9 protein-coding genes are annotated in these 13,031 nt (G+C 54.6%); 4 read left to right on the forward strand and 5 right to left on the reverse strand.

From position 1 onward, the window contains the following. Nucleotides 1–96: 96 nt before the first annotated feature. On the reverse strand, nt 97–327 hold the full coding sequence (locus KTH_RS03760; protein WP_497616520.1) for a hypothetical protein: 231 nt from the start codon (nt 325–327) through the stop codon (nt 97–99). 335 nt (nt 328–662) lie between these two features. On the opposite strand from KTH_RS03760, the gene KTH_RS03765 reads away from it, so the two are divergent. After that, nucleotides 663–1,739: a diacylglycerol/lipid kinase family protein gene (locus KTH_RS03765; protein ID WP_497616522.1), complete on the forward strand. Its 1,077-nt coding sequence runs from the start codon at nt 663–665 to the stop codon at nt 1,737–1,739. 41 nt (nt 1,740–1,780) lie between these two features. Here the strand turns inward: KTH_RS03765 and KTH_RS03770 are convergent, their stop codons facing one another. Next, nucleotides 1,781–3,598 (reverse strand): MFS transporter, encoded by a 1,818-nt coding sequence (locus KTH_RS03770; protein ID WP_497616524.1) that lies wholly within the window; start codon nt 3,596–3,598, stop codon nt 1,781–1,783. A 423-nt stretch (nt 3,599–4,021) separates the two neighbouring features. On the opposite strand from KTH_RS03770, the gene KTH_RS03775 reads away from it, so the two are divergent. Beyond that, the gene (locus tag KTH_RS03775) at nt 4,022–4,933 is read left to right on the forward strand and encodes a LysR family transcriptional regulator (protein WP_111323977.1); all 912 of its coding nucleotides are present in this window, start codon (nt 4,022–4,024) and stop codon (nt 4,931–4,933) included. Here the strand turns inward: KTH_RS03775 and KTH_RS03780 are convergent. The 3 genes from KTH_RS03780 to KTH_RS03790 form a co-directional block, all read right to left on the reverse strand. Next, nucleotides 4,917–5,843, reverse strand: coding sequence for a hypothetical protein (locus tag KTH_RS03780; protein WP_497616527.1), 927 nt, complete (start codon nt 5,841–5,843; stop codon nt 4,917–4,919). The two genes, KTH_RS03775 and KTH_RS03780, sit on opposite strands and share 17 nt — an antisense overlap. 22 nt (nt 5,844–5,865) lie before the next feature. Beyond that, nucleotides 5,866–7,083 (reverse strand): hypothetical protein, encoded by a 1,218-nt coding sequence (locus KTH_RS03785; RefSeq protein WP_497616528.1) that lies wholly within the window; start codon nt 7,081–7,083, stop codon nt 5,866–5,868. A 230-nt stretch (nt 7,084–7,313) separates the two neighbouring features. After that, the gene (locus KTH_RS03790) at nt 7,314–8,696 is read right to left on the reverse strand and encodes a purine-cytosine permease family protein (protein WP_497616530.1); all 1,383 of its coding nucleotides are present in this window, start codon (nt 8,694–8,696) and stop codon (nt 7,314–7,316) included. A gap of 516 nt (nt 8,697–9,212) precedes the next feature. Here KTH_RS03790 and KTH_RS03795 point away from each other — a divergent pair. Together KTH_RS03795 and KTH_RS03800 are read left to right on the forward strand one after the other, a co-directional pair. Further along, nucleotides 9,213–11,072, forward strand: coding sequence for a hypothetical protein (locus KTH_RS03795; RefSeq protein ID WP_111323847.1), 1,860 nt, complete (start codon nt 9,213–9,215; stop codon nt 11,070–11,072). Nucleotides 11,073–11,199: 127 nt separating this feature from the next. Continuing rightward, the gene (locus KTH_RS03800; RefSeq protein ID WP_170142706.1) at nt 11,200–13,002 is read left to right on the forward strand and encodes a protein kinase family protein; all 1,803 of its coding nucleotides are present in this window, start codon (nt 11,200–11,202) and stop codon (nt 13,000–13,002) included. Nucleotides 13,003–13,031: the final 29 nt, after the last annotated feature.

The following is a 13,031-nucleotide window of genomic DNA, read 5'->3' on the forward strand; positions in this document are numbered from 1 at the left end:
GAACAATGTGAACAATGCCTGACCGTTCAGCCAAGCATTGTTATAGTATAGCCATCTCGCTCTAGAATTGCCAGTGCCGCTTGTGGCCTGGAGCCGCTAGCGATACTGATTGCTATCATTCGTTTTCGGGTTGATGATCTGACCGAAGCCGCTTTCCGGCTTGCCTTTCCCCTTTGCCGCTTTCTTTTCGGCTTCTACATCTGGGTGTTCAGGCTGCTTGCTTGCCTGATCCTGGTCTTTGCCCTTTGCCATTTCGCGGATCTTCTCCGGGCGCGGAGGCAGGTAGCCGGGTGCTTGCTCTTTTTTCTGCTGCTTTTCGTCTGCCATCGTTGTCTGCTCCTTTCCTGCCATCTTTTTTTTGCTCTCGGGCAAAATTGGCTGTTTTTCGTGTCCCCAAATGGCAAGTTCATCGTATCTAATAGTAGAGAATGAAATGTGGCTGCATGCCAGCATTATCTTGTACGTTTTCTATAGACACGTTCGGGACGAAGCGACGTTTCAGGGCGGGCGATATTCGCTTTTTGTGGGACCATCGAGCTGACTGGCGGAACCTATGAAGGAGGAATGAACCCGCTCCCCGACGCGTCGGGCTGGAAATGGATGTATACAATCTCAGAGCAAAATAGAATATTCGCTGAGAAGCATAGAGATAGAGGAAGAGCATGGTTGAAACACGGAAAGCTATCTTTATTCATAGTCCGGGGTCGGGGCGCTCGGATGAACTGGACAACGCACTTAACATGCTGCAAGAAGCTGGCATTGAGATTGTGGAAAAGGCTGCAATTGATGAGCTTGATGACAAAGATCGGCTTGCTCAACGCTGGATAGAGGCCGGTGCAACGATCACAATTGCTGCTGGTGGCGATGGACTGGTGAGCGGCGTGACAGGGATGATTGCGGGCCATGAACTGGCACTCGGTATTATGCCGCTTGGTACTGCGAACGATGTCGCACGTTCGATTGACATGCCGCTTGATCTCAAGGAGGCGGCAGAGGTGATCGCGCATGGACCAGTGCGACAGCTTGATCTCGGGGTGATGCTTCCGGTAGAGGCAACTTCTTCGCTTGCGTCTGACGAGTTGTTAAAGCAAGGAAAGCTCTTTGCCCATGCGCTGACAATGGGTTTTCATGCCCATTTTTCGACTCTGGCGACTGATAAGGAACTACGCGAGCAGTTTGGCAAGCTGACGTATCCCGTTGCTATTATGGAGGCCGTCAAGAACTATCAACCAACCGAGATTGAACTGCGTTTTGATGGTCTGCTGATCCGTGAGCGGCCCGATGCACAACCGAAACAGATGGAGCAATCAGTTACGTTGCGCTGTAAAGCGGCACAGGTCACTATCGCGAATGCAAATGTGTTCTGGGGAGCATTGGAAGCGACATTGCCGGGTGAGAATAGCTTGCGCGATGGTATGCTTGATGTCGTTGTGATGGAGGATGCCCGGCTCGATCAGTTGCTTGTGCGCATTACGCGCTTCTTTAGCCGAACAGAACATACCTTTGTTGACCATGACGATGAATGGCATGCCCGGTATCCGGAGTTGCTGCGCGCTGAATTGACCGATATTCCTGGAATGCATCATCTGAAAGCGCGTGGAGTGCAGGTACGTACGCGCGATGGAAGCTATGATGTTGCGCTCGACGGCGAGGTGTGTGCAAAGACACCGCTCGGGGTGCGCGTTCTTCCGCGTGCGCTGCCTGTGATTGTGCCTGAGCAGAAAAGAGAGCAGGCCTGAAGACCTGCTCTCGATACAGTACACCGTGGCAGTGAAGGGAGTTATCTGGCTGCCTTTCCAGATGGTTTCTCTGAAGAATGGCCCGCCTGATGTGGCTGTAGCGTGTCTTCAAGCGACTCGGCGATATGTCGTGCCTCTTTGAGGGCGATGCTCTCGCGCTCGTTCTCGAAGTCCGCTCCCAGATCTCCCGGTTTCCCTTTGACCAGACAGGCAAGTGCTGCAATCAGACAGGCGACAGCGGAGACATAGAATGCGATGTTCAGCCCGAACATAAAGGGGCCCGCAATGGTGTTCGGGAAGAAGCTCTTTCCGAGTAGCTCGGCCTGATTGGCTGCTGGCAACTGATGCAGGATCGAAGGCGTCAGCAGCGTTTGCATCGGGTTGTAGCCGAGGAAAGCCGCGAACAGGGCGGCAATCGGCGGCAGGTGCGCGATCTGGTGTGCAGTCGCTGCGGCAATGCCGTTTTGCATCAGGCCCTTAGAGAGAGCGTCAGGCAGAGACGCCGACAGACCGGCTGTCACGATGCTGAAGAACATGGTCATACTGATCACGTTCGCGGCGTTCATAAAGGTCGAGCGCATGCCGGAAGCCGCTCCACGCTGGTTTGCTGGAACGCTGTTCATTATCATGGCCGCGTTTGGTGAGGCAAACAGGCCCTGTCCAATCCCCATCAATACCAGGATCAGCGCGAACCAGATGTAGTCAAAGTTGGGTGGAAGCAGCGTCAGCAGAATGAAACCAACTACCTGAAGCAGCATTCCAACCGTTGCGAAGATTCGCGCCCCGAAGCGATCCGAGAGCATACCGCTGATTGGACCCATGATGATGAAGCCAAGCATCAGCGGCAGCATATAGATCCCCGCCCATAATGGCGTATCTTCGTAGCTGTAGCCGTGCAGCGGAAGCCAGATTCCCTGTAGCCAGATGATCAGGATGAACTGAAGACCACCACGCGCCAGACTTGACAGGAACTGGCTGAGATTCCCATAGGAGAACAGACGATTCTTGAAGAGAGATAGGCGGAACATCGGGTCCGGAACACGCAGCTCGATCACGATAAAGGCGACGAGCAGCAGCACCCCGAGCGCCATTGTGACGATCACAAAGGGATTCGTCCATCCCATCGGGTCGTTTCCATAGGGCTCAATGCCGTAGGTCGCGCCGATCAGCAGGATGGTCAGGCCCAGAAAGAAGGTGATATTTCCAGCCCAGTCGATATGTTGCTTGCCTCCGCTCTGGCTGGTCTCGCGCAATTGGAGATAGGCCCAGATGGTGCCGAAGACGCCGAATGGTACGCTGACCAGAAAGACCATCCGCCAGTTAATTGCGGCGAGTAATCCGCCAAGAATCAGGCCGATGATCGAGCCAAGCACCGCCGATATCTGGTTGATACCAAGCGCCATACCACGCTGCTGGATGGGGAAGGCATCGGTCAGAATAGCGGTACTGTTGGCAAAAAGAAAACTCGCTCCAACAGCCTGGACGAGTCGGAAAATAATCATCTCAACCGCGGCCATATTGCCTGAGCCGGGAGTGATAAAGAGAAGAATACTTCCAACAGTGAAAACAGCAAAACCAAGGTTATACAGTTTGACGCGCCCGAACATATCTGAGATACGACCAAGCGAGACCACAAGCGTGGCCGTAATAATCATATAACCGAGGAGAAGCCAGATGAAGTAGGGTGTTTCTTCGGGTGCGAGTGGATTGATACCAATTCCGTTAAAGATTGCGGGTAATGCGATGAGAACAATACTGGAGTTAATAGTTGCCATCAGGGTTCCCAGGGTTGTATTTGACAGCGCTATCCACTTATACCCCGGGCCGGGGGCGGCCTTTGCCTGCCTGCTTAACGTCATTCCACACTCCTTTCACGCCACCTGAGCAACAAACTGGAGAAGCAGGTTGTTGCTGGCAGTACATTTTGTAATTGTTGGTTAATTCCTTCCATCCTCACTCCTTTGTAGCGTGCTGAGGAGCGGCACTTCTGGAAATGCCTGCTCACACATAGTTATAGAGAGATATGCATATTCATAAATGATAAAAATGCGGCGTGCAGACCTCAGCAGTCGGAATCGTTGGAACTGAAAAATTGCCTCGCTTTTCCCGCTGAAGGCGCACGAAAGGTGAGTTGATGGAGTTTTCTACAATCGTCTGTCGCATATAGGAAAGTCGAGTTTTCCTTCCCCTCCTCTATTGTACTCTTGCTCCCTGATAAAATCCAATATATACTTACATATGAAATTGATAGGATGACATGTATAAATTCACTGGGATATGGTATGGATCTGCTTCAATTGCGCTATTTTCAGACTGTGGCTCGTCTTGAGCATATCACAAAGGCGGCGCGGGAACTCTCGATTGCACAGCCATCACTCAGCCAGACTATTGCACGGCTAGAAGAGGAACTGGGGGTTCCTCTCTTTGATCGAGAGGGGCGGCGCATTCGCCTGAATCGCTTTGGCAGGGCCTTCTTGCACCACATTGATCGGGCGCTCAAAGAGATCGAGGCAGGTAAGGCAGAGGTGGCTGACCTCGCTGGCCTGGAACGGGGACAGGTAACGCTCGCGTTCACCCTGACGCAGCTTGTGCCCGATCTTCTCAGTGCTTTTCTGGCGCAATACCCACAGGTCCATTTTCGGCTCTTCCAGCAGCATTCTCCTCAGCAGGCGCTGTATCAGCTTGAAAACGGTGAAATTGACCTCTGTATTTCGTCGCCGCCGATCATGCATCCCGGCATTGAAAGCGCTCCGCTCTTCACCGAAGAAATTTTCCTGGTTGTGCCACGTACGCACCGGCTGGCTACGGAGGAGAGCGTCAGGCTGCAAGATTTCGCACATGACCCCTTTATCGGCCTCAAGTCGGGTGATAGCTGGCGCGAACTGACCGATAGCTTCTGTCATCGGGCGGGCTTTGAGCCGGTTGTGGCGTTTGAGGGCGATGAATGGGGAACCATTCGCGGGCTGGTCAAGGCCGGGTTGGGCGTTGCTTTCCTGCCTGCTTCCTCATGGACGGGACTGTATGAGCCAGATGTTGCGTTGATGCGTATTGAAGAGCCGCTCTGTATGCGTCGGGTTGGGCTGGCATGGCGCGAGGAGCGTTATCTGTCGCTGGCTGCCCGAAGCTTTCGGTATTTCGTCATTGAGTATTTTTCGCAACTCGAACGAAGCGGCCTGTTTAGCGCTGTTTCCTGATGTGTGGTGCTGGCTTCTGGCGCAGATCATAGAGGGGCCGCCCGGCTCGGGAGATGATAAAGGCGGCAAGCGTCTGAACAACCTCCTCATATTGGTGGGGGCTCTGGAGCGCTTTTCCCGCGAAGGTGAAACGATGCGCGACCCGGGGATCAAGCGTGGCATGCCAGTAGATGACGTTTTCCCCGTCGGATAGCTCAAAGCCGTATTGCGTTTTCCACTCCTGTGGGTTGGAGAATGGCAGGATAGTGACCATCGCGAAATAACGAACATCCTTCCAGCGCATCGATACGGTATCGCTTCCGTAGCTGGCGACGATCATGTCACGCGTGACCTTGAGCGAGGGCCAGACGTAGCGCTCCGCCACCGATTTCTGGACCCGGGATGCCGCAGTGAGTGTCAGCACGAGTAGAACAACGCTGAAAAGTATCGGCAGCGAGAGTAACCAGGCGGGCAGATGTTGCAGCCCGATAAGCAGCCCGATTGCTCGTAACACCAGGAGGAAGCCGAACACTGCGCAAACCCCAATGGTCTGGATGAGGGAGAGTGGCTTGAGAGCCGACTTGAGCGCGAATGGCTGCGGAAGCGAGCTCAGCGACACACCTGAGAGTGGCGCAGCGAGCAATTGCGGATCTCGCTTGAGCGCTTTCTGTCGTAATACATGCAGATTTCGCTTCTCGGTGGAGTGCCGTTTCAGCAGATAGAGCGGGAATGCGACTCCCAAAAGCAGCCAGAACAGCCCAAAAACAGCCAGAAAGAGCAGCGCAGGGGAGAAGAGCGTTCTGAAGGTCATATAGTCATAGGCATAATTTGCGTCCAGCAACACACCAGCAAGCAGCAGACCACCAAAGAGGGCGTAGATTAACGCACTCCATAGATAGATTTCTCTGAGAGGATGGTATCCCCGAAACATTATCTTCTCCTTTCCCCGCATTTTATATCCATGCCCACTGTTCAAGCTGGTTCTTCTCGTTGACTGCCAGAATAACGCTACTATCTCCAGTCCAGGCAAGCTTGCGAATGCCCAGGGGCATCTGACCGCGATAGATGCTATCGAGCTGCCGCTGTTGTTGCGTGTCCCAGACATCAAGCTTCCAGATATTCGCGTTGCTTTTATATGCAATCGCAAGGTGCATGCCGTCGGGAGCCCAGGCAAAACTGCAATCGCTTCCGATCTCTTTGCTGATCGAGAATGCTCGGCTGCTTGCTGTGTCGAGAATATGCAGTTGGTTGTCGGTGTAGGCGGCGATCTGCTGCCCGGTTGGCGACCAGGCAACGGCTGCTGCGGTGGTAAATTTGCCATCGAAGAACGCTTCACCTACAACCTCATGCCTGGCAACATCCCACACACGCACGCCCCAGTGGTCCTGACCCTCTTCGGGAGCGCTTTGGGTACGTCGCACCAGTAGCGCCAGATAGCGTCCATCCTGGGACCATGCCAGGGTACGGAGCGTGAGCGCCGGCTTCTCTTTCGTGCAGACCGGCTGCTTGAGAAGCGGCTTCATCAGGGCTACATCCCAGATTTCAAAGCTGGCAAAACTGACAAAGGCGACGCGCAGAGCGTTGGGTGACCAGATAGCCTGTTGAAAATAGAGGCTTCGATCTCCTGAACGAGCGTAGACCTTGCGCTGCGCCTGCACATCCCAGACAGCGATCTCGTAGCGTTCCTCGGCCTCCTGGGCCTGTTGACAGAGCACATACCTGTTTCCCGGCGACCAGACGATTTCCTGAGTGAGCGGACCCGTTGTCAGCACACGTGTGATTCTCTGCTGTCCGTAATCCCAGATGCTGACGCGGGCCCCGGCGGACTCTTTCTCCGCCGGATGGATGATCGCGACCGAGGTCAGATCAGCCGACCAGCCAAACGGCGCCCATTGATCCGCTGACGGGAAATCCTTGATCCGGGCGGCAAGTGTGATGCTTTCTGCCAGCTTGCTGACACCCAGTCCACCAAAGAGCAGCGCGGCACCACCGCCAAGCAGGCCCCAGAGCAGCTTTCGGCGATTGGGATGTATGGGCGTGATGGAGGGCTTGTTGTTCTGGCGTGGCTCACCCGCCTGGTCCGCGTGCAGGGGAGCCTGACAGTTCACACAGTGCTGGCTACGAAAGCGGTTGATCGTGCCACAACGACTACAGATAATATTGGACTGCATACTCTTCTCTACTTTTTCGGGGTGCTCTTCCCGATACATACTGGCATGATACAGGTTGCTCAAGAACAAGATGCAAGGCAACGCAATGGCATATCGCCCGGGTACTGTGCTATAGACTACTGCAAATTGACTGAAAAATCCAGTCTCTTGATGGTGCAAGCCCAAAAAAAGGGACCGAACCGTTACAGGTTCGATCCCCACGAGCTTCTTGATGATGCGGGTCACCAGCGTTAGCGACCAAACTTCGCTTTTTCCATCTTGCGCAGCGGATAGTACAGAATGGAAGCGACGATCACGGCCAGCGGGAACCCGATGTCCGCGTCGGCCAGCAGATGGGATAGCGGTCCCTCGTAGCCGATCACCGATGCTTGGTTGATTCCCAGGACGGCGATACCAATGCTGATGATGAAGGTGACAAGAGCCGCGATACCAACCGGAAGCTTGCTCGGGTTGTCGCAATCCTCGATGGGATATGCTCCCTTGCGCATTGCGTGCTCGATCAGGATGATCGGGGTCCAGACACCAAGCCAGTAGGCGATCAGCAGCAGGAAGCCCTGCAAATTCAGGCTGAAGTTGCCGTGCAGGACGAACGCCAGTCCGGTGTAGGCCAGCGCACCAACCGCAGTGAGAATCCAGCGCTTGACCGATTTCAGGCCGAGCACCTGCATCGATAGGCCGAAGCTGTAGTCACTGAGCACGTTGTTCGCGATCACGCTGAGTGCGAGCAGCAGTAGCACGACTGTGGTGAGAGCGTTCTGCCCGAGCGCGTTGATGACCAGATCGCCGACCGTATCCCCCTTGACGCCCGTGGTGAGCAGCAGACCGATGACCTCAAGCAGGACACAGGGAATCATGATACCCAGAAATGAGTAGGTGAAGACCCTGCGTGATGAGGCGGAGGCGGGCATGTGGCGGGTGTAGTCCGCCGCGTAGGAGGACCAACCGATCGCGTTTCCGAAGATTGCGCCACCAAATGTCAGGATCCCCGAGAAAATCATCATGCCACCCTGAGCAGTCATTGGCTGGTTGATGTTGAAGTGGGGAGCCGCAGCGATGGCGATGTAGAGGTAAATGGCGATGACGGGAATCCAGGCGAAGCGCTCAAAACTGTGGACGATAAAGTAGCCGAAAATACTGATAAGAGCAACGATAACGATGATACAGAGCAGGGCAACCCACCAGGGAATTGCGTTTCCGGTCACTGAGACGATCAGGTCTGCACCGAGTGAGGCGTTGACGGCGCTCCAACCGATACACGCCAGACAGTTGAGCAGGGCGGGCAGTTTGATCACGTAGGGACCGAAGGAGAACTGAGCCAGCGGGATCTGGGCAAGGCCGGTCTTGGGACCAAGCGTCGTCATAAAGGAGACCGGAATAACTGCCAGTGCGTTAAAGACCAGGATCACGGCCAGCGACAGCCAGAAACCAAGCCCGTAATAAATATTCAGCATTCCGATAGCAACCGTAGCGACGACCGCGTTTGAGGAAAGCCAGATCCACATGGTATCCCGGAGTTGCGTATGCTGACGATCATCTTCAGGCACTCGCTCAATGCCGATTGCCTCGAATGCTGTCGATTTTTCCGGGGTCTTTTCCGATGAAATGCTAGACATGGTTACGTGCAACACGCCTTTCTAAATACTTAGAAATGCCAGTAATGAAAATGATGAGGACAGAACGCGCATCCCGACTTCTACGGAAAGTAGAAGCCCGATACTCGAATCAGCCCGTCAAATGAACAAAAAGTTCATAAGTCAAATGATACTGGATAGACAGCATAGAGAAAAAGAGTTTACAAATTAGCAGGCATTCTTCAGGGTTATGAAGAGCCGTCACAATACATAGTACCAGTATATTGGTATTATTGCAATGGGTACTTCGGGATAGGTAGATACGAATTTCCCCCTATTCTTGACAAAAATGATAGTTTGCAGGCATTCTGTTAAGGGTGTAAACTATGAGGGAGGCTAGAGTAATGGTAAAATGTGTAATATGGCATTTCTTCCAATGATAAAAAAACTCCTATTACATCAATATTTTTTACATAGCCTTTTCCTGAAATGTGTACGCTTGTTTTGTAAATTGACGTTCTCAGCTTTTTGTGTATCTGCTCAAGGAGAGCTGTACGTATGTTTAACCCACAAAACGGACAGGATCGCGCCCCTCAGGCACCCTTGCGCCCGGGTGGCGGCCAGTTCTCTGCCCCCAAAGCGCCTCCCTTGCCCGGAAGAGGAGCTGCCGGTGCAGTGCCTCGTCACTTTATTGTGCGGCATCTCTGGTTTATGGGCGCTTTCTTTATCCTGTTCCTGGCCTATCTGATTTTTCTGCAAACGCGCAGTGATATTACGCAAAATACAGTCCTGCGCGGTATCAGTGACCTGTTTGTGCTGACTGGCGCCGTGATTGGTGCGGTAACCAGCCTCTATGTGGCCCTCTTCAAGGTGCGTAAGGCTCATCAAACCTCGCCAGGGGTAATGACCGGGCGCGGTTGGATTGCCTGGACCTTCATTGGTGCTGCTATCACCTCGTATGCAATTGGACAGGCTATCTGGACCTGGTATGATTTCTCGGTTCCTTCTGAACTTCTGCCTTATCCTGCCGCTTATGATATCTTCTACATTCTGGTGTATCCTTTGAGCTGGGTGGGTGTGGCGCTGCTGATTCCGCGTAGCAGTTCAGGGGCACAGCGAACGCGTCTGCTGATTGATGCCGGTATTGCTGTTGCCTCTATTGTTGCTATCTCCTGGTATTTTGTGCTCGGACCAAGAATCGCGGTGTTAAGTGGTTCGCTCAATGCCAAGATTGTCAGCCTTGCCTACCCGATCGGTGACCTGTCGCTCTGTATCGCAGCGGCTCTGCTGTTGTTCGGCATCTCAGGTGGGCATACGCTGCGCTCCTCGATTCGCTGGTTGACGATTGGTGTTACCTGGCTGGCTATTACCGACTTCCTGTATGGCTATCTTCAGATGGTGGGTACCTACCATACAGGCCTGATACAGGATATTGGTTGGCCAATGAGCTGGCTGTTTCTGGCCCTGGCCGCCTATGAGTACACACGCGACCTTGCCTCGCTGACCGGGCAGCGCGTTGAGGATGCTTCAACGTCTGGCAGACTCAGCACTGTGAGTGCCGTCAGCCGGGCAATTGCCCCGACGCTCCTGGCTGTGCTGACCTGTGCGCTGCTGATCTTCGGTGTGGCGATCCCCGGCAACGCGCCGTTTGTGCAGGTGTTTATTGTCTGTGCCGCACTCTTGCTCTTCCCGCTTGTGCGTCAGATATTGACGATCATCGATAACATGCTGCTGAATGAGCGCTTGCGCACGGCTCTGGACCAATCACAGCAGGCTTTCCAGCAGAGTCAGCAAGACCTGCTGAATACAAGCATGCGTGCGGAGCAGTATGAGGAGCTGCGTGCCGGTATCGAAAACATTCAGGCAGTGCATGCACAACTGGCAAAAGGAGATCTCAGTACACGAGCGGAGGCTGAGGGACCGCTGGCCCCTGTCGCTCACAGTCTGAACCTGCTGATTGAGCGTATGAACCGCTGGGCTCAGTATGCGCAGGTCAATAAGACGCTGGAGCAGGAAGCGACCTTGCTCAATCGCGTGCTGGAGAATCTGAGCGAAGGAAACGTGACCGTATCGCTTCCCACCGCTCGGAGTGGTCGTTCAACGGGTCATGCGCTGCTGGCTGTCATGCGTTTGCAGAATCGCCTGACAATGCGTTTTGGCCGCTTGCGCGATCTGGCTGATCTGGCGCAGAAGAATTGCCTGATGACCGCCGAGGTAATTCAGCGCTTGAAGCAGGTATTGCAGAGTGGAAGCTTCTCGCGAGAGCAGGCGATAGCACTTCAGGAGGGCGTTCAGCTTTTCGAGCGCAGGCTTGCGAATATGCAGCAGTTGATGCAGGAGTTGCGCCAGCAGGTAGATCTCTATCATCAACCCTCGCATCCCGATGGGGTTGAAGGCCGACTGATTGGCGGCAGATAAGCCGTGTTTATGAGGGAGTGCATTCAATGCTGGTAAGAGAGAGGATAGCATCTAGATCATGATGATGTGTCTGAATCCTCAAGGTGCTCATCGCAACGAATATGCTATGCCGGGGAGCAGAATATGCATGTTTCCCGGCTGCGGTTATCTTTTGCATGGAGCCCGATTTGATCGCTGGAGAGTGACCACATTGCTTGGTCGCTCCTCTGTGGCTGATCTCTATGGCGCTGTAGTAATGCCCGAGGTAGGAAGCAGCCTTCCTCTATATGATAAAGTATTGATAAAGGTGTTGCGTTCACCCCGTCCCGACGCTATTCCTCAGGTTGAACGACTGGTTCAGTTGAAACACCCCTACATTCACCCGATTGTGGCCGGGGGACTGGTTGAAAATGATAACACCCTGTACTTGCTTGTTCCCTTCGAGGAGCGAGGAAACCTGTGGCCCTATACCCGACAGGACCGGCGGCTTCCTACGGGGATGGTTGCAAACCTGATGCGTCAGCTTGCCGAGGGCTTGCAATATGCCCACGATCAGGGGATTGAGCATGGGCGAATCAAGCCTGAAAACTGTCTGGTTGTTACGCCATCGAAGGTGCAGTTGAGTGATTTCTATAACCTGCTGCTCGCCCGAGAGGCGCTATCGTTCGGGCAGATTGACCCAACCGCTGATATTGCCGCGTTGGCGTTGCTCGCGTATCAGTTGTTCAGTGGCGCGCATCCCTTTTCGGGGGCGCTTCCTATGCCCGGAAGAAGCATGTCAGGCGTGCTCTATCGTCCACTGAGGGAGTTCCGCGCTGACCTTCCGCCCCAGATTGATGAAATATTGCAGCGAGCCCTGATGCCCTCGGGATATGACCGCTTCCCGCGCGTCAGCGTCTTCGCGCAGGCCCTTCATCAGGCTGTCGAGGGACGAAAGAGTACAAGCGGGCCGATGGCCTTTCCGGTACAGACGCGCTCCTCTTCTCAGGAACTCGCGTCCAGCTTCCGCAAGCAGGTTGTGGGGCCGCCGCAGAAGATTATCGAGCTCTGCCAGCTTCCGGGACACACATCACCGATTCGCACGATGGCCTGGGCCAGCGATGGCACGCACCTTGCTTCGGCCTGCGATGATCCAAACATTCGCCTCTGGCGTATCAGGCAGCGCATTGGCACGCCGCTTGGCATGCTGAGCGGCCACACGGCGAAGGTGCTGGCGCTGGAATGGTCTCCGCAGGGGGAAGTGCTGGCATCGACATCCGCTGATGGAACGGTGCGGCTCTGGGACGCGCTTGCCCCGGTTGTGTCTGCTCGTGCGCGGGCGGCCTGGCTCGGGCATGATGGCGCAATCCCGGCTCTGTGCTGGTCGCAGGATGGCACCTATCTTGCGACGGGTGGCGCTGATCGCGCTATTCGGATCTGGCAGATGGGTGGCGATGTGCTGGCGGCCTGGATTGCTCATGGTCGTGGCGGCGTCACCGCGCTTTCCTGGTCTCCTGACGGTCGATTTGTGGCCTCGGGAGGAGCCGATCAGGCGGTATATGTGTGGGATCCGGTGAGCGGAAACCGTGTCTTCAGCCTTGTTGAACATAGCGACGAGATTCGTACCATTTCGTGGAGTCCTGATGGCTCATTTCTGGCAACGGTGGCCGGGAAGAAAGATCAGCGCGTTTGCCTGTGGAGTACCCAAAACGGCCAGTTGCTTGCTCAGTTACGGGGCCATGCGCGAGAAGTGGTGGGCGTCTTCTGGGATCCTCGTCAGGCGAACTGGCTTGCAACTATCGGTGCTGACCGCACGCTCCGCTTCTGGAGCACACGCAATCCTGTACCGGGGACACCGCTCCATGCGTTGCAGCTTCCTGTGAGTGTGAGCGCGAGTGCAGGCCCGACCGGCACGTACATGCTTGCGCTTGGCAAGGAAGATATGCAGGTAGGCATCTTCCAGCTCTCCTAGTTGAAAGAAACAATTGCTAGAAAGGCAAT

This window comes from Thermosporothrix sp. COM3, from assembly GCF_059696735.1.

What these genes read in the sequence shown, in the direction of transcription:
- KTH_RS03770 (WP_497616524.1), bottom strand. Translation starts at nt 3,598, where the DNA reads ATGACGTTAAGCAGGCAGGCAAAGGCCGCCCCCGGCCCGGGGTATAAG.
- KTH_RS03790 (WP_497616530.1), bottom strand. Translation starts at nt 8,696, where the DNA reads ATGTCTAGCATTTCATCGGAAAAGACCCCGGAAAAATCGACAGCATTC.
- KTH_RS03775 (WP_111323977.1), top strand. Translation starts at nt 4,022, where the DNA reads ATGGATCTGCTTCAATTGCGCTATTTTCAGACTGTGGCTCGTCTTGAG.
- KTH_RS03785 (WP_497616528.1), bottom strand. Translation starts at nt 7,083, where the DNA reads ATGCAGTCCAATATTATCTGTAGTCGTTGTGGCACGATCAACCGCTTT.
- KTH_RS03765 (WP_497616522.1), top strand. Translation starts at nt 663, where the DNA reads ATGGTTGAAACACGGAAAGCTATCTTTATTCATAGTCCGGGGTCGGGG.
- KTH_RS03780 (WP_497616527.1), bottom strand. Translation starts at nt 5,843, where the DNA reads ATGTTTCGGGGATACCATCCTCTCAGAGAAATCTATCTATGGAGTGCG.
- KTH_RS03795 (WP_111323847.1), top strand. Translation starts at nt 9,213, where the DNA reads ATGTTTAACCCACAAAACGGACAGGATCGCGCCCCTCAGGCACCCTTG.
- KTH_RS03800 (WP_170142706.1), top strand. Translation starts at nt 11,200, where the DNA reads ATGTTTCCCGGCTGCGGTTATCTTTTGCATGGAGCCCGATTTGATCGC.
- KTH_RS03760 (WP_497616520.1), bottom strand. Translation starts at nt 327, where the DNA reads ATGGCAGACGAAAAGCAGCAGAAAAAAGAGCAAGCACCCGGCTACCTG.